Origin of the sequence: Blautia sp. AF19-13LB (assembly GCF_003479105.1) — a bacterium.
Classification (GTDB): domain Bacteria; phylum Bacillota; class Clostridia; order Lachnospirales; family Lachnospiraceae; genus Fusicatenibacter; species Fusicatenibacter saccharivorans.
Window position 1 is genome coordinate 78,711 of record NZ_QUGO01000008.1, and the last position, 17,934, is coordinate 96,644.

22 protein-coding genes and 1 pseudogene are annotated in these 17,934 nt (G+C 42.7%); 4 read left to right on the forward strand and 19 right to left on the reverse strand.

Features of this window, described 5'->3' with window-relative positions:
- Window positions 1-25 precede the first annotated feature (25 nt).
- Window positions 26-181, reverse strand: coding sequence for a hypothetical protein (locus DWX32_RS19610; RefSeq protein WP_022004875.1), 156 nt, complete (start codon window positions 179-181; stop codon window positions 26-28).
- A 182-nt stretch (window positions 182-363) separates the two neighbouring features.
- Here DWX32_RS19610 and DWX32_RS09945 point away from each other — a divergent pair, with 182 nt between their 5' ends.
- The 4 genes from DWX32_RS09945 (at window position 364) to DWX32_RS09960 (ending at window position 4,192) form a co-directional block, all read left to right on the forward strand.
- Complete coding sequence (locus tag DWX32_RS09945) at window positions 364-822, forward strand: helix-turn-helix domain-containing protein (protein WP_022004874.1); 459 nt, start codon at window positions 364-366, stop codon at window positions 820-822.
- 256 nt (window positions 823-1,078) lie between these two features.
- Window positions 1,079-1,429 (forward strand): SWIM zinc finger family protein, encoded by a 351-nt coding sequence (locus tag DWX32_RS09950; protein WP_147398483.1) that lies wholly within the window; start codon window positions 1,079-1,081, stop codon window positions 1,427-1,429.
- A gap of 14 nt (window positions 1,430-1,443) precedes the next feature.
- Window positions 1,444-1,995, forward strand: coding sequence for a hypothetical protein (locus DWX32_RS09955; RefSeq protein WP_118659886.1), 552 nt, complete (start codon window positions 1,444-1,446; stop codon window positions 1,993-1,995).
- A complete protein-coding gene (locus DWX32_RS09960; protein WP_147398484.1) occupies window positions 1,979-4,192 on the forward strand; it encodes a recombinase family protein in 2,214 nt (737 codons plus the stop codon). The genes DWX32_RS09955 and DWX32_RS09960 overlap by 17 nt, the downstream gene beginning before the upstream one ends.
- A 34-nt stretch (window positions 4,193-4,226) precedes the next feature.
- Here DWX32_RS09960 and DWX32_RS19615 read toward each other — a convergent pair whose 3' ends face one another.
- From DWX32_RS19615 to DWX32_RS10050, 18 genes and pseudogenes are all read right to left on the reverse strand, one after another.
- A complete protein-coding gene (locus DWX32_RS19615) occupies window positions 4,227-4,370 on the reverse strand; it encodes a hypothetical protein (RefSeq protein WP_158579569.1) in 144 nt (47 codons plus the stop codon).
- Window positions 4,371-4,502: 132 nt separating this feature from the next.
- Complete coding sequence (locus DWX32_RS09965; RefSeq protein ID WP_118659891.1) at window positions 4,503-5,042, reverse strand: hypothetical protein; 540 nt, start codon at window positions 5,040-5,042, stop codon at window positions 4,503-4,505.
- On the reverse strand, window positions 5,036-5,305 hold the full coding sequence (locus tag DWX32_RS09970) for a hypothetical protein (RefSeq protein ID WP_118659893.1): 270 nt from the start codon (window positions 5,303-5,305) through the stop codon (window positions 5,036-5,038). Before DWX32_RS09970 ends, DWX32_RS09965 begins: the two co-directional genes overlap by 7 nt.
- Window positions 5,305-5,442 (reverse strand): hypothetical protein, encoded by a 138-nt coding sequence (locus tag DWX32_RS19620; RefSeq protein ID WP_158579570.1) that lies wholly within the window; start codon window positions 5,440-5,442, stop codon window positions 5,305-5,307. The genes DWX32_RS09970 and DWX32_RS19620 overlap by 1 nt, the downstream gene beginning before the upstream one ends.
- Window positions 5,443-5,563: 121 nt before the next feature.
- A complete protein-coding gene (locus tag DWX32_RS09980; RefSeq protein ID WP_118659897.1) occupies window positions 5,564-5,872 on the reverse strand; it encodes a hypothetical protein in 309 nt (102 codons plus the stop codon).
- Window positions 5,873-5,884: 12 nt separating this feature from the next.
- Window positions 5,885-6,166: a hypothetical protein gene (locus DWX32_RS09985; protein WP_118659899.1), complete on the reverse strand. Its 282-nt coding sequence runs from the start codon at window positions 6,164-6,166 to the stop codon at window positions 5,885-5,887.
- Window positions 6,167-6,194: 28 nt separating this feature from the next.
- Complete coding sequence (locus DWX32_RS09990; protein WP_118659901.1) at window positions 6,195-7,031, reverse strand: AAA family ATPase; 837 nt, start codon at window positions 7,029-7,031, stop codon at window positions 6,195-6,197.
- 113 nt (window positions 7,032-7,144) lie between these two features.
- Window positions 7,145-7,684: a kinase gene (locus tag DWX32_RS09995; protein WP_243004570.1), complete on the reverse strand. Its 540-nt coding sequence runs from the start codon at window positions 7,682-7,684 to the stop codon at window positions 7,145-7,147.
- Between the two features lie 80 nt (window positions 7,685-7,764).
- The gene (locus DWX32_RS10005; protein ID WP_055225800.1) at window positions 7,765-8,514 is read right to left on the reverse strand and encodes a nucleoside phosphorylase; all 750 of its coding nucleotides are present in this window, start codon (window positions 8,512-8,514) and stop codon (window positions 7,765-7,767) included.
- 145 nt (window positions 8,515-8,659) lie between these two features.
- Window positions 8,660-9,013: pseudogene (locus DWX32_RS10010) on the reverse strand (AAA family ATPase); the annotation flags it as partial.
- A gap of 46 nt (window positions 9,014-9,059) precedes the next feature.
- Window positions 9,060-9,542 carry a prolyl-tRNA synthetase associated domain-containing protein gene (locus DWX32_RS10015; protein WP_055268132.1) on the reverse strand — a complete coding sequence of 161 codons (483 nt, stop codon included), beginning with the start codon at window positions 9,540-9,542 and terminating at the stop codon, window positions 9,060-9,062.
- Window positions 9,543-9,580: 38 nt separating this feature from the next.
- Complete coding sequence (locus tag DWX32_RS10020; RefSeq protein WP_117761360.1) at window positions 9,581-11,167, reverse strand: AAA family ATPase; 1,587 nt, start codon at window positions 11,165-11,167, stop codon at window positions 9,581-9,583.
- A 463-nt stretch (window positions 11,168-11,630) separates the two neighbouring features.
- Window positions 11,631-12,320 carry a TMEM165/GDT1 family protein gene (locus tag DWX32_RS10025; RefSeq protein ID WP_117761361.1) on the reverse strand — a complete coding sequence of 230 codons (690 nt, stop codon included), beginning with the start codon at window positions 12,318-12,320 and terminating at the stop codon, window positions 11,631-11,633.
- 12 nt (window positions 12,321-12,332) lie between these two features.
- On the reverse strand, window positions 12,333-13,334 hold the full coding sequence (locus tag DWX32_RS10030) for a calcium/sodium antiporter (RefSeq protein WP_117510557.1): 1,002 nt from the start codon (window positions 13,332-13,334) through the stop codon (window positions 12,333-12,335).
- Window positions 13,335-13,794: 460 nt separating this feature from the next.
- Window positions 13,795-15,759, reverse strand: coding sequence for an ABC-F family ATP-binding cassette domain-containing protein (locus DWX32_RS10035; RefSeq protein WP_118659903.1), 1,965 nt, complete (start codon window positions 15,757-15,759; stop codon window positions 13,795-13,797).
- A 418-nt stretch (window positions 15,760-16,177) separates the two neighbouring features.
- Window positions 16,178-16,666: a hypothetical protein gene (locus DWX32_RS10040; protein ID WP_118659905.1), complete on the reverse strand. Its 489-nt coding sequence runs from the start codon at window positions 16,664-16,666 to the stop codon at window positions 16,178-16,180.
- Window positions 16,667-16,943: 277 nt separating this feature from the next.
- Window positions 16,944-17,468: a GNAT family N-acetyltransferase gene (locus DWX32_RS10045; RefSeq protein ID WP_118659907.1), complete on the reverse strand. Its 525-nt coding sequence runs from the start codon at window positions 17,466-17,468 to the stop codon at window positions 16,944-16,946.
- Between the two features lie 25 nt (window positions 17,469-17,493).
- Window positions 17,494-17,934 carry a GNAT family N-acetyltransferase gene (locus tag DWX32_RS10050; protein WP_117510551.1) on the reverse strand — a complete coding sequence of 147 codons (441 nt, stop codon included), beginning with the start codon at window positions 17,932-17,934 and terminating at the stop codon, window positions 17,494-17,496.

Here is a 17,934-nt window from a genome sequence, read left to right on the forward strand (position 1 = left end):
GGCTATATGTCGAAGTGCTGGCGGCCTATCTGGCCGCCGTTGCGGTCTGTTTCTCTTGCAGATCCAGGCCGATAATAATTCCCTGGATAAGATTTTTCTTTTCCGGTGGAAGTGACATAATCACGCGGATAAAAGATTTGTCTTCGTCGCGTACTGTTGTAATGTTCTTTTCGTTTGCCATAAGTACGGCCCCCTTTCTGTTGTTTTTTAGTTCGTCAACCGTTTCTGTTTGGTTGATAAGCCAAGTATATATGTTTTATTTTGGTTTGTCAACCATTTTTACAAAAAATATAAAAATATTTTGGTTGACGAACCAAAGAAATAATGATATTATGTGTTCATAAAACGAAAGGGGGTGACGTGATGAATGAAAGAATCCGTTGCTTACGCGAAGAAATAGGTCTTTCGCGCGCGGCTTTCGGTCAAAGAATAGGTGTAAGCGGCGACGTAATAAATAATTTAGAACGTGGTCGTGTAGAGATAAAAGAACCTATGATAAAACTTATCTGTTCCGAGTTTTCCATAAATGAAGAATGGTTAAGAACCGGATCCGGAGAAATGAAAGTAAAAAGTCCTTCTGATACTATGGATCAGTTAAAAAAGGAATTTAATCTTGACGATTTCAGTTATAATCTGGTTTACCAGTATTTGAAATTAGACGCCGATCAGCGTCAGACGGTAAGAGATTTCTTTTATAATGTGGTTGAATCCGGAAGTATGGACGAAGACTTGTTCGGTGATGTACCGAAAACGCCGGAAGAACTGGAAAAGGAATTTCCGCCGGTCGAAGAAAAACCGGTTCGGAATAAAGAAACGGGCTAGGCGTTTAAAACGCCCGGCCTTGCCTATAAGGCTACCAGATCAACAAGTATATCTTCGTCCTTCCATTAAATTTCAAATTATAATACATTGTTTTGCAATTTGCGTAATAGATCGCGTAAACGCGGCGGCTTTTGTATTCTATGTATTTAATTATCATTAGCACCACCCCTTTTCCAGAAAAAGGCCGGGCTAAACTATTATAAATTTAATGGTCGGCAAGGTATACTGGTAATTTTTGGAAGGTGATATTGTGGTTTTGAAAATAATAATCGGTGCCGTTGCCGTCTTCCTGGCCGTGTGGGCCTGGAAGATCCGAATATATTTGAAATGGCAAAAGAAGGCGAAGGCGAATGTTGCGCCGTTCTATCGTTTCCCGGAAAGAATTCACCAGTTACCAGCCCAGAAAGAAAAGCTTCGTCAGGCAAAAGAAGAAAGCTTCATAGTTCACTTCCAGGACGAAGAAAAAGGGCTTGCAAGGATAAAAGCAGAATCCGATCCGGAAGAAGTCTGGTGCAATCTGGGAATGTGCCAGTGTTCAACATACAAGGCGGATCACCGTCCTTGTAAACATATATATAAAATTGCCCTGATGAAAGGGCTTATATAGAAAGGAATAGGACTATGAAAAAGAAAGTGGTGATTTTTATGTCGATTCTGTCAATTTTTGCCGGTCTGACCGGTTGCGGCAAATCAAAAGAACCGGTCGAAAGTAATAAGGAAAGTGAAGTTGTCAGTGAATCCGTTGTTCAGGAATCCGAGCAGACGGAAGAAGCAACCGAAGCGGCTCCGGAAGTTGAACACCGTACCGGCGATACAATCGTCGGCGTTAGCGACAAAGATATTTCAGAACTTGATCCGGTATTTTGGAAAAGCGTTGTTAATGATGTAACCGGAAAATGGCGTTATGCTACTATATCGAACGATGTAAATATTCAAGATTATGTTTTGTCATATTACAAAGAATATTTCAAATCCGACGACGAAGTTCACGCTATTATAAATTTTGCCAACAACACAACAACACGGATCAACAGTGGCGGCGATCGTCTTCTTGTTACGGTTCTTGACTATGTAGACGGTGAAGAACACGACGCAAAGAAAATGTTCGGCGGAACTCCGTTAGAATCTTATTGTGTTTACCTGGATAACGGGGATATTGAAAAGACGGAATAAGGCATTTTGTAACCGAATAAAAACAGCCGGTCAACGACTGCAATCATTAACCGGCTTTAATACCAGGCAACCGAAAAACGGCCTTCTGATATTGGAAATAAGCACCCTATATTATAGCAAAGAAGGCCGGAAAAATCAATCGGCTTTCTTTTTTATACCTTTTTTCGGTGCCTGGGGAAAGGGGCTATTTATGGCATACGCCAAAGCAAAAAAACACCTGAAAATCTGGACGAAGAAAAAGGCGGCGTTATACGTCCGCGTTTCCACCAGATACCAGGTCGATAAAGACAGTCTTCCGTTCCAACGGAAGAAATTAAAAGAATATTGTAAATTTCTAGGACTTGAAGATCATGTGATTTTTGAAGACGACGGATATTCAGCGAAGAACACGGAACGTCCGCACTTTCAAGAAATGATGTCGCGTGTCAGATCTGGCGAATTTTCACACTTGATCGTGTGGAAGGTGGATCGTGTTTCCCGAAATCTTCTTGACTTCGCGGCAATGTACCAGGAATTAAAAGATCATAAAGTCACGTTTATTTCGATGAACGAACAGTTCGACACTTCAACCGCGATCGGTGAAGCTATGCTTAAAATCATTCTGATTTTCGCGGAACTTGAAAGAAATATGACGTCCGAACGTGTAACCGGAATCATGCTGGATCGTGCCGAACAAGGATTGTGGAATGGCGCACGTATGCCGGTTGGTTATCGCTGGAACAGCGAAACGAAGTTTCCTGAACCGGATCCGGAAGAAGTGAAGATCGTTCAACTTATCTTCGACAAATACGAAGAATGGAAATCCAGCATAAAAATAGCGCGATACCTGAATAATAATAATTTCAAATCAAAGCGCGGCGGCCAGTGGACTTCGAAGCTGATCCATGATATTATTCGGAATCCGTTCTATATTGGGACATACCGCTACAATCTGCGTGAATCCGGGCGCGGCCCATTGAAGCCGGAAAGTGAATGGATTGTCCGTGAAAACAATCACCCGGCAATCATCGACAAGGCACAATTTGAACGGTGCAATAAGATCATGGATCAGAACGGATCCAGCCGCGACACGTCCGATCTGCGCGCCAGGAAGTACGTTCACACGTTTTCCGGACACCTGGTTTGTGGCAAGTGCGGCGCTAATATGATCGCGTCGAAGGATCGCGCCAGGGCGAACGGCTGGCAGCCGTCAATGTATCGTTGCGCCCAGCGTTCCAGAATGTTGGACTGCGACAATTCCAGGACGATAAACGAATCTTATATCGGGCCTTTTATATTTAATTATATTGCGAACCTTGCCAGGGTTCAGAAGAATTTTAAGAACATAGCCACGCCCGAAAAACTGGAAAGGGAACTTCTGAAAGGCGAAACGTTCGACGGCGTGGCCGGAATCCTTCCGGAAGGCTTGAATTTGACCTTCCAGGCGCTTTCTTTTCGTCAGGTAGGGAACGGAACCTATATTCCAGATATTGACTTCCTGGGCGATTCTGACGGTGCCAGCGACCGCGATCAGATCGAATTGTTAAAATCTGAAATCGAAAAGTCGAAAAATGCTGTCACCAGATTAACGGACGTTTATCTATTTGATCCGGATTCTATGACGAAAGAAGAATTCGCCACGAAGAAAAAGGGGCTGGCGAAGAAAATCGAAGGCATGGAACGCCAGCTTGCGGATCTGCTGGACGATTCCGGGAATGATGATCTGGCCGACATGTCATTTATCAAGAAGGCTTCCGCGTTCCTGGTGGCTCAAAGGATCGTTTCAAAATCCTTCGTCGATTATGTCGGCATGGCCCAGGAATTAGACAACGAAATCCTGAAAGACTTTATCGACCAGATCGTCGATCAGATCGTCGTCCTGGACGGCCGCGTCCAGTCGATCACATTCATAAACGGGTTGAAACACGAATTCCGATATACCGCGCCGGCGGAATTGCCGGTGTGTAAGAAATGCGGCGGACGTATCGGTTCAACGTGCGGCTGTCGGACAAGGACGTTCGATTTCTCCGGCAAGCGCTACCAGCGAATAAAAGTCGGTGATCCGCGCGACGCGCTTCACGGGAAGAAGAATCCGGTTTGTCCGGAATGTTTCGCCCAGGAAGGACGTTGGCACCATTGGAATTGTAAGATTGAAGCGTGTCCAATCTGCGGCGAACGCCTGGCAGAATGTGAACACGGGCCGAATGGTAAGAATTAACACAAGGGGCGTTCTGCCCCTTACTTTTGTTTTATTAACAATTCCCATTTACTACCGGTTTGACGATCTCATAATCAACGAATGTCTTCGCCATGATTTCGGCCAGATCCTTGTCTATTCCCTGACTGATTAAGTTTTCCTTGTATGCTTTCTTTGCTTTCTTCTCTGCTACTGTCATTTTTTATTTCCGCCTTTCCTTAACTTCTGATTATATTATACACTCTAAAGTGTAATGTGTCAAGTATTTTTATATATTTTATTTACAAATTTCACTTCAAAGTGAAAAAAGCCGCCATTTCTGGCGACTTTGTTATTTGAAATATCCACGTTCAACCTTTGATTTCAGAAATTCGTTTATTTGCGACGTTTTGTAACCGGAAGAAATACGTTCTTCGCAATATGCCATAATGTCACGGGCGGCCTTTTTATAAGTTGTCCGGATCCGATCTTCTGTCGCGTACTCGTCCCGAATGTATCTTGTCATAAAAAGCACAATGTCTGTATGGCAATAAGGACAAGTTGAGTATGGCTTGACCTTTGTTATATCGTCGTGGCTGAACGGGCCGATCTCGTATTTTGATACATCTATCGACATTTTCCCAGTTCTGTTTGTGTAAATGACGGAAACTTTCCAGCCGAAAACGATTTCTTCATCGTCCGAAGTTTCGAATTCTTCAACAACGCAATTATGTATTTCTGCGTATAATTCCGCCTTTCTTTTATCTCGGAACACGCCCAAAATCGAAGCGTCGTAAGGATCACCTGGAACAACAATATAAACCTTTATAGTTTCATAATTCGATGGATTTTTATAAACACCTGGAATATATTTGTTTTCTTTATTTACCATATCTTCGGCCACACTTCCCCGGCAATCGGAACGCCTTCGGTGTGCCTTTCGATGTAAGCTTCACGATTGCGCGCTTCTATGTTTCCAGCGGAAGTATAGTTGAAATCAGCGTCGAATTCAGTTCCGCAAGCGATACATTCCCAGGAAGCCGTTGTGTCTGGCCCTTGATAGAATCCGGCCGATCGAAGGGCCGCGCCTTTTCTTTTCAAGATCACCATTCCGCCGCATAGTGGACATTTCTTTTTGTCATATAATGCCGACATTATTCTTCACCTTCTTCGTAGTAATAGCGATCGTGAATTTGCGAAATGATTATGTCGCTATTTTGTGGAACAATCACGGTCAAATCACAATCCGTCATAAAATCTTCATTAGCGCAAGCAATAAATCCACATTCCATAGATCCAGCGTCTTCCTTTCGCTTCCTTCGCTCTGTCAGATCACCGTTTCTTTTTATTCCGTATATGTTCGTGTATTGACATAACATATTATATTCCAACTTTCCGCCACATATCGGACATTTATTTAGAATCTTCATTCACTTTCCCTTTCTTCAAAAGTTTTTTATATCTTCTGGAAGTTTTCAGAATTTCACATTCAAGTTCCGGATCCCACCATCTATTATCCGGGCGGAACTCACATTCATTACACGGCCATTCGTTGGATCCGTTTTTCATTCCAGGACAACCGTGACATTCGATTATCATTCCGCTTGAATTCATTTCTGGTTGAATAAGAAAGTTAATAATCACCACGACAACAAATAGAATAAATAAGGCAATCGGGGCGCCAACGATAACGCCGGCAATAATTAAAATTGTTTTTATCATAGTCCCACCGCCTTAATACCTGGATATTTCCCAGCGTTCGGAAGTATAACGATTTATGAAATCGTTTATGTTCTTCACATATTCTTTCAAGATCTCTTTTGATTCTTCGATTGCGCCAGGAAGTGATTCGGCTTTCAACTTTTGGGCGTCAATTTGAAACTGGGCGCATGATAAGAACCAGCCGTCCAGGTGAATAATTTTGTGGATTGTGACCTTGATTCCGTTTAATGTCGTGTAGAATATTGTTCCGGTTTCAACCGGTTTTCCGTAGTCTGAATTACTGATAAATTTCATGTTTTCCTTTCCGGGAAAAGCCTTGAATTTATAAGAAGATTACAACGTCTTTTTTACTCACACAATAGGACAGCCCATTTTCCTCCAGCGCATGAAAGACTTCTTCTTCTGTAAAGCCAAACGAGCCGCTGTACTTTTCCGATGTTGTTGTTACAACTTCAAGATTATTCAGATCGGAAAAGATAGATTCTTTACTGACTCTTGTTATTCCTGTCAGCAGTCCCCGTTCCATATAGGGATTCGTTTTGAATGTGGAATTGAACAGGCTTCTGATAAACGCAGTAAGATTCTCCCAATACCCATGAATATACGATTCCTGCAAAGGAGTATCATACTCATCCAGAAGAATAATCACCTTTTTTCCGTAATAGCGGCTCAGATAATCGGACAGATAATTGACAGCTACTGCTGCCGCATCATCCGACATATTTTCTTCAACGGAATCAAAATAGGCGCGGTCTTTTTCATTTAATACTTTGCTGGATTTGACAAATTCAAAAGTACTATATAATTTTACCAGCTTACGAATTACCGCTCTTCTTGCAGTCTCATATGTGGTTGCCTTGATATCTGCAAAGCTGAGGGAAATCACCGGATACGTTCCCTGCAGCTTACGAAATCTTTCCTCTTTCCAGATGACAAGGTCTTCAAAATATTTGCTGCATTCGGAATGATTTACGGAAAAGAAATATTCGACCATACTCATATTCAGGGTCTTGCCGAATCTTCTTGGGCGTGTGATCAGAGTAACACTGTCCTGATTGTCCCACCATTCCCTGATAAAATCCGTCTTATCGATATAAAAACAGTTATTCTTTCTAATGGATATAAAATCCTGATTTCCAATGGAAATTACTGATTTCATGGGTCTGCTCCTTCCTAAATCCTTTACCACCGACAGGCTTGCAAAAATTTATTTCTGTTTCTATTTTATCATATTTCTCTGGCAGAACAAAGATCATTCCCTGTCCGAAGCAATTATTTTCCATTGGATATTATGTTTTGACAGATGTCACGAACTATGCTTTCTCTGTCCTGATCCGCCGTTATTCTGGTTTCATACAGAACGGATGTATAATCTTTTTCGTTCCACCATCTCTGCATATCTTCTGCACTGAAATCATTGCAGTTCGGCTTTGTTTTGTGGCGCTTCACGGTCTCCTCGAAGGGGATGTCGAAGTAATATGCGTATATATTTTTTCCATATAAAGCTACTGCCAGCTCAAATAATGCACGATACCATTCCGCATTCAGTATTCCTTCCAGAATAACAATCTCGCTGTGTTTTCTTCCATATCGCAGAAGTTCTTCCAGAAGAGGCAGCGCCTTTGTATTTTCTCCGTCTTTGACTTTGAGCATATCTCTTCGGATAACATCCTGCGAGATCAGCATTGTATTCTTTCCGAACACTTGCTGTAATTCCTTTGCAATAGTTGTTTTTCCACTGCCGGAATTTCCTCTTAAAATGATTAATTTATTCGTCCGTAAGCAATCGCCCATTGTCATTCCATTCTCCATACATAATTCCCGCTTTCGTATTATCTAAAAGTTTCTGCAAACGGCTCTGAAATATTTCTTTTTCCTCAAACATTGTAATTTTATACACTTTTCGCTATCTGCAGCGCCAGAAACAGCTTGTCCAGATCGTGGTTAGCGGCAGATAATCCATCCGTTTCATAGTTTCCTTCGATCAGCACATCTCCCGCAACAAGAAAATCATACAGTTCAAATCCATAAAAATCACTGATCGCCTGAACGCCTGCGAGTTCCATTTCCACGGCAATGCATCCTTCTTCTTTTCGTTTTCTTACAAGATTTACCGTTTCCCGAAGCATACTGTCTGTCGTCCATACGCGCCCCTGAACGTATGGCAGTTTCCTTTCTTTGAAAAATTCCGCCAGTTTGTCCGTGTTTTTTATTTTTATGTAGTCCTGCGGTTCTGCAAAATAATAGGACAGTCCTTCTCCCCGGTATGCCTCCGTTGGGAGAATAAACTTTCCATCGGTTGCTTCTTTGTCCAGACTGCCGCACGAGCCAAACATGATAAAGACGGATGCTCCTGTTAAATGATTGACTTCGGCAATCGTTCCTGCTGCAAGAGCGGAACCAATTGGTGTCAGGTAGAAAGCAATCGTTTCTTCCTCATATGGCAGAGTCCAAACCGGTATATTTCCATTGCATGCTCTTACTTCTGCAATCTGTCGGCATGGGAATTTTTCAAGCATGTATTCATATATTACTTTTGAAAAAATTACCATACATTTTTTTACCAGATGCTGCTTCTCCCCATAAAAATTCTCCAGCTTTACAATCGGCTCGCTGTTGATATCATAAGAATCAATAATCATTCTGTTTCCTCCATAAATTTTATTTATCTTTACCAAAAAGTCCCATATCCACCACCCTTACTGCGCAGACATGAGACTTCCGTTTTTATTTTTGCATTACTTCAATAACACATTCATGTTTCTTCGTTTTTTTATTATAATTGATACCGGCAAGCATTCGAACCACAGAATCTTTCAGGCCATCCATATCCATTTGAATATAAATTTTTAAGGCCTCATACGTTTCCGTCTGGTTCCAATAGGTTCCGAATTTGTGGCGCAGCATGGCTTCTACCACAGATTTCGGGCTATACATGGAATAAATTTCATCTCCAGTCTGCCGATGCGCAATCAACTGATAACCATCGTACCACGTTTTTGCTTCTTCAAAACTCATCTCATATTTTTCACAGAGGGCAGATATCTCCTGCTCTGTGAAGCCAAAATATTCCGCCAGATCACCGGGATCTGTCATGGAATACTCGGTAAATATATTTAGTGCAGAATGAGAACCATTTTTGTTTGTGAATTTTTCTTTTTTCAGACTTTTTAGCAATACCTTTCGATTATATACATGCGTATTCCACAGTATTTCCATGCTTCTGAATTATTTTCATTAAATCATCAGCCTGCATCCAAACGGTTGCTGTATTATCATTTGGATGAACACCAATTTTATTTCCGACAAATTCCACGTCCATGAAGACTTGAACTCTGTGTTCGGCATCGTTTAGAATACCAAGCGGCGTAACGGCACCGGGTATCAGTTTCATAATATCAAATAATTCCTCCGCAGCTGCAAAAGAAAGTGCACGCAGACCACGTTGCCTGCGAAACGCTTTCAAATCTACTCGCTTGTTCCCTTTCATCGTTATCAAATAATAATTACGTTTTTTATCGTCGCGAACAAATAAATTTTTAGCGCCCCACTCTGGATACGGCAAATCAACAGCATCTGCTTCTTCCATATTGAAAACTGCCTTATGTTCCGTAATTTCATACGCTATATTTTGCCTTTTTAAATAATGATATATCTCTATCTTATCCATACTCTCTTATCTCTGTAAACTGAAATTGAAATATGCCCTTATTTTTCATACTTTTCAATCCGGCATTCATGTTCTTTTGTTTTTTCATTGTAGTTAATTCCCACCAGCAAAAGCTCCCCTGCATAGCATGCAACAGACTCCGGATATTTTCTGTCTCTGATCTGATCTAATGCTGCTCTGACGCTTTTGTCCCATTTCAGTTCCACAACAAGCGCCGGGTAATAATTCTGAAACTCCGGCTTTGGAATAAACACAAAGTCTGCAAATCCACGACCCGCGGGAAATTCGCGGATTGGTTTGAAATAGTATTGCATGGAACTCAAATAGGCAATGGACAGAACACTGCTGAGTGAGTTTTCATTGTTATACTGAATCACAGAAGTATATTCCCTGTGAATTTTTTCAATTTCTTTTGCTACTGCGTTTCCATTCATCTGAATTGTATCTTTCAGAAGCTGCTCTGATTCTTTTTGAAATACAATCAACTCATTCCATTTTTTCCTTTTCGTTGCCAGAATCAATTCCTGACGGATTTCCTCATTCGGAATAAAAGCAGTTCTAAATGTCCGGTCATAGGCCAGATATCCAAGGTGAATCAGATACGTCAGCACATCGTCTTTATTGGCGAAGCTAACGGTATCGTTCTGAAAAGAGGTAACATCAACCGGAACATGATCTCCTGAAAGCATTTCGATTACGGCACTTTTCAGGCCATCAAAATCCATATTGATCAGCGGAACAATCGCCTCATAGGATGCGGTTCCGGACCAGTAGCTCTGGAATTCGCCTTCGAGCATCAGGTTCACAACGGCATTTGGATTGTATACATGATATTTCCCAATCTGATAACCGTCGTACCATCGTTTGACTTCTTCAAACTTCTGACCATATACTTCACATAGTTTTTGAACTTCTGTTTCTGTAAAACCTACATATGGTGCAATCGGCCCGGCATGCAGCATCGAATAATCTTTGAAATTGTTCAGCGCCGACTGTGTCTTTTCTTTTTTTACAGGCAAAATACCTGTCAGATATGCCAGTTGAATATATTTTGTCGGCTCCGTCCCTTTGAACATCGCCCGCAGAAAATTGATATATTCTTCCTGTGTTTTGAGATCCGCCGCCTCGTCACGAATCAGAACATCCCATTCGTCTATAATCACAATAAATTTTGTCCCGGATGCCGCGTTGATCCGTGACAGCGCCTCCGGCAGTGACCGGATTTCTTCTGGAAGTATATGGGGATAATATTCTTTTAACTCCGAAATCGTTTTTTCTGAGATATAAGAAACAATCCGCTCCGGTCCGCCTGCCGGTTCCATACACCATTGGATATCCCAGTGGAGCACATCATACTGATTCAGATGTTTTTCAAAATCCTTTGCCCTGCTGATTTCCAGCCCGGAAAACATTTCTTTCGAACTGCAGCCCTTGCTGTAATACGCGGTGAGCATGTTTGCCGTAATTGATTTTCCAAACCGCCGCGGGCGGCTGTTGCAGATATATCCCTGCAGAGTGTTCATGACTTTATTCGTATAAGTCAGCAGTCCTGTTTTATCAACATAAATCTCAGAATTTAATGCAACCGCAAATGCTTCATTTCCCGGATTCAGATAACTTCCCATGCAAATCCCTCCCGTCAACATTTTATATGACTCATTATACTTGATCCCTCTGACTATCACAAGGACAGGATTTTCCCACGCAGCTTCCGGTTTTTCACTTTCGTCCTCCTGTGAGAATCCCATACAATTCCGGTCTTCTGTTTTTCAGTCCGCATTTTTCCCGCTTTCTGCATTTCCTGCATTTCGTTGATACTAAAATCAGACATGTTATTATCCTTCATCCTCGTAAATAATGATTTGAAAATATTGTAACTATTCAGAGCCATGCGAAATGGAAGAAAAATCGCGAATCATGTTTACATGAATGAGCTATTTTTCTGGAATTTCATATGGCGAGATGGGGCTCTGAATAGTTACAAAATATTATACCCTATAAATGCTTCAATGGTAAACTTTCATTTTGCCGCATAAAAAATACGCGCCGCATTTCTCATCAAAATCATGAGTATGCGGCACGCAGTTTTTATTTTGCTTTTTTCTTCTCTCTTTTCACAAAAAGACAGACACATACAACAACAAAAACAGCCGTTGCTGCGATCAGTACCGGCCATACCGGCAGTGGACAGACGCTTGCGCTGATCAGTTTCAGTCCCTGGTAAAGTGTGTATACACCGAAAATTGAAAAGATGACAAACGCCAGTGTATTCAGCAGCCCATCCGGTGTCTTGCTCTTTAAGAGGTAGCCGACCAGCATTCCGAGAATATCCGCTGCGAACAGTCCGAGAGAACATCCGATCCATACAACGAATGCGGATCCCATACCTTCATTTGCACCAAAGGTGATTGCGGTAAGCTGTGTTTTGTCTCCGAGCTCTGCTACGAAGAACGTACAGAAAACGGCGAGCGGTGCGAACCGAATTTTGGATTTGCCGCCTTCTTCCTCTTCCTCGTCATCATCACCGGAAATGGTGGATGCTGCGAAGTAAAGAAATGCGAGTGCTGCAATCGTCTTAATCAGCCAGTCCGGAATGAATTCGCTGACGAGGCCGCCTGCGAGAACCGCCATTCCATTCAGTACCAGAATCGCGGCTGCGGTTCCCAGGATAATGTCTTTCAGCTTGTACTTCGAAGTAAGCGCAATCAGCATGAGCTGCGTCTTATCGCCCATCTCTGCGATGAACTCGGTAAGAAACACCTTTAGAAATAACACCATTTTCCATTCCCCTTATCTTATAATGATATAAATGGCATATGCGGCATAAAATGCGACCATACAGAAACCTTCGACTCTTCCGATTTTCTTTTTGGTTCCTGCAAAAATCCATACACATACCGTGAATACGATCAATACACACAAATCAATTATATTTTCCGTAATGATGGCCATCGGGCTGATTGCGGATGCAATGCCAAGTACCATAAGAATGTTGAAGATATTAGAACCGATCGCATTGCCAAGTGCCATATCAACTTCATTCTTTCTCGCAGCAACGATAGAAGTTACGAGTTCCGGAAGGGAAGTTCCGATGGAAACAATGGTCAGTCCGATCAGAGTCTGGCTCATTCCGAGATCGCCCGCAATTCTCGCTGCGGCATCTACGGTCACATCTCCGCCGACTGCAATGGCGACTGCTCCGCCGACGATGAACACGATACTCTTCGGAACGGAAAGCAGCTTGATGTCCTCGTCGGAACCGCCTTCAATTTCGACTTTTTTTCCTTCGCGGTTTGCCTTTAATGCAATCTGAACCATGTAGACAATGTAACCTGCAAAGAATCCAATTAAGATCACGCCGTCCAGGTGACCGAGCATCATACCGGATTTATCGCCGAGTCCGCTGATTCCTAAAACCATTAAAAGTCCGGCGCAGATCAGGGACAGCGGGATGTCTCTTTTGATGGTTTCCTTTGCGACTTCTACGGTAGTCAGTACGGCACAGACACCGATGACAACCATCAGGTTAAAGATATTGGAACCGATGACATTACTGACTGCGAGCTCGTTGTTGCCGGTAAGTGAAGCCGATACACTGACCGCGGTCTCCGGAAGTGATGTTCCCATGGCAACAATGGTCAGTCCGATGATGATCGACGGAACGTGCAGTCTCTTTGCTGCGCTTGAGCTTCCTTCTACGAAAAAGTCCGCACCTTTGATCAGCAGGACAAAACCGATGACGAGACAGACAAGCACAAGAGCAAACGGGGCGTTGTTGATGAAATTTTCCATGTTTTCCTCCTTTGTTTTCCAAGCATATATTCCAAAATAGTATCGTTAACAGAAGCAGGTTTTACTCATTATCCGCAAAAAAAGACTCATGTATATCAAGGAACATCCGATATGCGATACACCGGTGATTCATCGATATACATGAGTCTCATTATTTAAGATTTGCCAGATTATACTCTTTTCTTATAATCAGAATGTTGACAAATCACACATTCGTGCTAACTACTCCCTCATGGAATATTACATTACTTGATAAATACTATCAAATGTCTTCGGGGTTGTCAACAAAATTTGACTTTTTTATCCGAAAGATTTCAGCCCCGCTTACGAATGCATACCAGTCATGGGTGCAGAATACTTTACAAAATATAACAAACCGAATATCCTAAAACGAGAAAAACTTCATTTTCATGATAGTCCATTTTTAGACTGATCTATCTTTTCTATGGTACTCACCTCTCTATTCGTCCTGTGTTTCCATCTCTTCGAGTTCCAGTTCCGTTTCCATCATGCGTTCCAGCAGGGATTCCTGTGTCTGATTTTCTTCGTCTATTTTCGTCTGAAGCTCCATCAGCCGTTCGTAATCTGCGGAAAGTTCCGGGTCCATCATTTCCAGTTGAAGTTCTGACATTCTGCTCTCACTCTCCGCAAGCTGCTCCTCGTATTTTTCGAGCTGCCGTTTTAAGCGGGACAGAATTTTTCCCGGATTATAATATTTCTTTTTGTCAAACACATCATCCAGTGTCGGAACGTCGGCTGATTTCCGTACAATTCCTCCCGCATTTCCCGTTTCTCTGCCCGGTGTCTGCCGTTTGATTTCTTCGAGATACTGTGCATAATTCATTCCGTAAAATTGTACGTCGCTCTCGCCGAACTCCAGAATGCCGGTTGCCACCTGGTTGATGAAATAACGGTCGTGCGATACGAACAGAACGGTTCCCTCGTAGCTGGTCAGCATTTTTTCCAGCGCTTCTTTTCCCGCCAGATCCATGTGATTCGTCGGCTCGTCCAGGATCAGGAAATTCGGTTTCGTATAGAAAATCCGGCAGAGCTCCAGCCGCACTTTTTCACCGCCGGAGAGCTGCCCCATTTTCTTTTCGACATCCTCACCGGAAAACAGAAAGGCTCCCAGTGCGCTTCGGACATCGTTGCGAAGCAGGTTCGGATAAAGACTCCAGAAATAGTCGAGCACCGTCTGCTCCGGGTCGAATTTCTGGTTGACTGCTTGGTGCTGATCGAAGTAGGCAAAATCCACGCGGTTTCCAAACTGATAGCTTCCGCCTAATGCCTTGATTTCGCCCACAACGGTTTTCAGAAGCGTCGACTTTCCTTTTCCGTTTTCTCCGATGATCACAATCCGTTCTGCTTTTTTGATGACGGCCGAAACCTCGCTCAGGACGGTATCGTATCCGATTTTCAGTTTCTTCATCGTGAGCACATCCGTATAGCTTTCGCGTACCGGATGGAATAAGGCGTGGAATGTCCTCGTGTCAAACCGCCGCGGTTTCTCAATTTTTACCATGTGCTCGATCGCCATTCGTTTCGAACGGGTGGCCGCAACTTTTGTCGGTGTGTTTTTCCATTTTTCAATCCACGCCGTCAGACGCTCGATTTCCTTCTGCTGCGCTTCATAGTCTTTTTCCTGTTTGATCTGTGCTTCTTCTTTTTGTTTCACAAATGCCGAATAATTTCCCGGATACCGTTTGATGTCACCGTATTCGATTTCATACGTCACATCAATCACGCGGTCCAGAAACATGCGGTCATGTGATACAATGATAACGGCATTTTCGTAGCTTTTCAGATAATTTTCCAACCACTCCACTGCAGCGATGTCGAGGTGGTTGGTCGGCTCGTCCAGAAGCAGGATGTCCGGGCGCTGTAAGAGGAGCTGAATTAGGGCAATTTTTGTCTGCTGTCCGCCCGAAAATTCACCGATCGGTTTTTCCAGATCTTCGAGCGCAAAACCAAATTTCTGAAACATCGTTTCCATATCTTTTTTCCAGCTGTACCCGTGCAGACTCTCGATTCTCCGCTCCAGAAAATCGTACTCCGCCAGCAGCTTTTTGTGATCTTCCGTCTCGGCGAGCAGCTTTTCGATTTCCTTTTTTCGTGCCTCGCACGCAAAGACTTCTGAGAAAGCCTTCTCCAGCTCCTCTTTTACCGGCACATCTCCATCGGTAAAATTAATCTGGCGCAAAAAACCGATGTTCTGTTTTCCGCTCATCGTAATTCCGCAGCTCTCGTCGCTGTCCAGATTACTCATCTCAATATCCCCGGCAATCAGCCGCAGAAGCGTCGTTTTTCCGCATCCGTTTCTGCCGACAATTGCAATTTTTTCTATGTCGTGAATTTCGAAATTCACACTGTTTAAAATCGTGTCTGCGCCAAACTGGACTCTGGCATTTCTGATCTGATATCTCATGTTTTATACCTTTTCTGTTGTTTCAACTCACAGTCGGTATTTTCACGGAGTCTGACATGTCGAAAATAGTTCGACTGTGACTTACCTCATGTCAATGGAGGATACCGATTTCTCTCCGCCCGCCACTGCTGTTATGTTTCTTTTAACAATTCATCCCACCGCTTTAGAAGCGGGGGGCTTCTTGTCTACTGATGTTAAAATTCTGCTTCCATTATACCGTCTCCGTCCTTCGTTCTCAATGCCAAAAATTTTTCGAATCAAATTTGGTACGCCTGCGGCATAAAAATATCTCTGTTTTACTGATTTGCTCCAGTAAAACAGAGATATTTAACTTCCTATATATTCCGAAAGTCCCTTACGCAAAAATACTACTCATGAGTAGTATATAATATTCTTCTCTTTTTTTCAATGCTGTCTCTTAACAGATTTTCCCAACCAGCACTACAATCCCAGCTGTCACAAGTGCAATGATCAGATACAGAATCGTCGCCAGGTCTCGTTTTGTCAGCACGGTTTTCCATGGTTTTATGTACGGAATCCCTTCCATTCCTTTGATCTCCCATATTTTACTGTGTCCAACCCACACCCGGTCAAGCATAATTCCGTCGAACCAGTTCATCACCACAAGGAAGAGGTAGGATTGGAGATATGCCGTCTTGAAATCGGTGACTTTATTCCAGACAAAAATGATCGCGATCAGCACCACGAACAAAATGATGCAAAATGAAATCATAACCTGCTTTCCTTTTTTCATGACCGCATCTTTGTCGATCAGTCCACGTTTATCGGCTTCTTCTATATATTCCTTTGGGTAAAAATAAACACAGTTCATTCCATCATTTCTTACCAGACACTTTACCATCAGAATAAACAGAAGACAGTATAATATGTTTTGCAACAACAGCATCTCACATTCCTCCTCAGACTACCGTTTATGTTTCTTATAGCTTCATGTTAGTTCAGGCTAATCACATTGTCAAGAGGACTTGCTGTTTTTACATTAACACTGCCGCAATGGATAAATTATAATCGTTTATAAAGCAAAAAAAGAAACGAGCAAGTCCTGTCAGGCATAAACCTTACCCAGTGAAAACCCATTTCTTTTTTAGACAATGTCAAAGATACCATACTTCTTTCTCCCATCGAACTTTCTTTACACTCGTCCCTCATTTATTTTACAATTTCTATTTCAGATTGCAAAACTCATCCGCCGTCAGCTCATAGTCGACAGAAGATTCCATTTCCCCCAGCTGATTTTTCCAGGAATTGTAATGGACTGCGATTTTGCGGAAGCCGAGTTTTTCGTAGACATGCTGTGCTCTTGTGTTTTTGAGGTTGGTATCAAGAAAAATAACGTTGGCTCCCATGCGGAACAATTCTTCTATGAGCATGCTCAGTACAACTCTTCCAATGCCTTTTTCCTGGTAATCGGATTCGCAGATTTTGATTCCGATTTCATATCGATGATTTTCGAATACATAGAAACTCATTTCGCCGATTCGCACATCGTTGTATTCTATGATGAGTCTTCGTCTTGTTTCATCGCTGTCGTCGGCAATCTGTTTTTCAATTTCCGCTGCGCTTGTCCCAAGCCCGTTTGGAAATCCGGCGTGGGCCATGACGGTTCCATCGTTCCACCAGACGGCTAATTGTTCACAATCTTTCTTTTCGGCATTTCTAATGCACAGCTGATTGTATTTTATGTTCATTTCTTCTCTCTTTCTCTGCAATCACTTACAGCTTAGACTCATACCATTCCTCCGCCGTTTTCTCAAATCCGACCGACTGGAACATGCGCTGGCTTTGTCCATTAAAAGAATAAATATTGGCTTTTACCCGCTCCATTCCCTTTTCTCTTGCAAGCTTCAGCATCTCCAGAACGCACCGTCTTCCAATATGCTGATTCTGGTATTCTTTACAGACAACGACAGCGATTTCACTATTCTCTCTCAGCGAAACATCTCCCACCAGCACGCCCTTATATTCTATATAATAGCAGTCACCGTGCGCGGTAAGATAATCATACATCCGATGCAACAGCTCCACATCATACGGCTTCTCCCGGTTGTCCACCTGCCTACACACGTCCAGATCCTGATACCACGGAAGAGAGGCCTCGTCATTCCTGTAATATGGGATCAGCCGGAGTTCATTGTCTATGATTCGTTCGGTCAT

What these genes read in the sequence shown, in the direction of transcription:
- DWX32_RS10030 (WP_117510557.1), bottom strand. Translation starts at nt 13,334, where the DNA reads ATGGAAAATTTCATCAACAACGCCCCGTTTGCTCTTGTGCTTGTCTGT.
- DWX32_RS10045 (WP_118659907.1), bottom strand. Translation starts at nt 17,468, where the DNA reads ATGAACATAAAATACAATCAGCTGTGCATTAGAAATGCCGAAAAGAAA.
- DWX32_RS10005 (WP_055225800.1), bottom strand. Translation starts at nt 8,514, where the DNA reads ATGATTATTGATTCTTATGATATCAACAGCGAGCCGATTGTAAAGCTG.
- DWX32_RS10020 (WP_117761360.1), bottom strand. Translation starts at nt 11,167, where the DNA reads ATGGGAAGTTATCTGAATCCGGGAAATGAAGCATTTGCGGTTGCATTA.
- DWX32_RS09965 (WP_118659891.1), bottom strand. Translation starts at nt 5,042, where the DNA reads ATGGTAAATAAAGAAAACAAATATATTCCAGGTGTTTATAAAAATCCA.
- DWX32_RS09945 (WP_022004874.1), top strand. Translation starts at nt 364, where the DNA reads ATGAATGAAAGAATCCGTTGCTTACGCGAAGAAATAGGTCTTTCGCGC.
- DWX32_RS09955 (WP_118659886.1), top strand. Translation starts at nt 1,444, where the DNA reads ATGAAAAAGAAAGTGGTGATTTTTATGTCGATTCTGTCAATTTTTGCC.
- DWX32_RS10040 (WP_118659905.1), bottom strand. Translation starts at nt 16,666, where the DNA reads ATGCTGTTGTTGCAAAACATATTATACTGTCTTCTGTTTATTCTGATG.
- DWX32_RS09980 (WP_118659897.1), bottom strand. Translation starts at nt 5,872, where the DNA reads ATGATAAAAACAATTTTAATTATTGCCGGCGTTATCGTTGGCGCCCCG.
- DWX32_RS09995 (WP_243004570.1), bottom strand. Translation starts at nt 7,684, where the DNA reads ATGGAGAATGGAATGACAATGGGCGATTGCTTACGGACGAATAAATTA.
- DWX32_RS10025 (WP_117761361.1), bottom strand. Translation starts at nt 12,320, where the DNA reads ATGGTGTTATTTCTAAAGGTGTTTCTTACCGAGTTCATCGCAGAGATG.
- DWX32_RS09985 (WP_118659899.1), bottom strand. Translation starts at nt 6,166, where the DNA reads ATGAAATTTATCAGTAATTCAGACTACGGAAAACCGGTTGAAACCGGA.
- DWX32_RS19620 (WP_158579570.1), bottom strand. Translation starts at nt 5,442, where the DNA reads ATGGAATGTGGATTTATTGCTTGCGCTAATGAAGATTTTATGACGGAT.
- DWX32_RS10015 (WP_055268132.1), bottom strand. Translation starts at nt 9,542, where the DNA reads ATGGATAAGATAGAGATATATCATTATTTAAAAAGGCAAAATATAGCG.
- DWX32_RS19615 (WP_158579569.1), bottom strand. Translation starts at nt 4,370, where the DNA reads ATGACAGTAGCAGAGAAGAAAGCAAAGAAAGCATACAAGGAAAACTTA.
- DWX32_RS19610 (WP_022004875.1), bottom strand. Translation starts at nt 181, where the DNA reads ATGGCAAACGAAAAGAACATTACAACAGTACGCGACGAAGACAAATCT.
- DWX32_RS10035 (WP_118659903.1), bottom strand. Translation starts at nt 15,759, where the DNA reads ATGAGATATCAGATCAGAAATGCCAGAGTCCAGTTTGGCGCAGACACG.
- DWX32_RS09970 (WP_118659893.1), bottom strand. Translation starts at nt 5,305, where the DNA reads ATGTCGGCATTATATGACAAAAAGAAATGTCCACTATGCGGCGGAATG.
- DWX32_RS09990 (WP_118659901.1), bottom strand. Translation starts at nt 7,031, where the DNA reads ATGAAATCAGTAATTTCCATTGGAAATCAGGATTTTATATCCATTAGA.
- DWX32_RS10050 (WP_117510551.1), bottom strand. Translation starts at nt 17,934, where the DNA reads ATGACCGAACGAATCATAGACAATGAACTCCGGCTGATCCCATATTAC.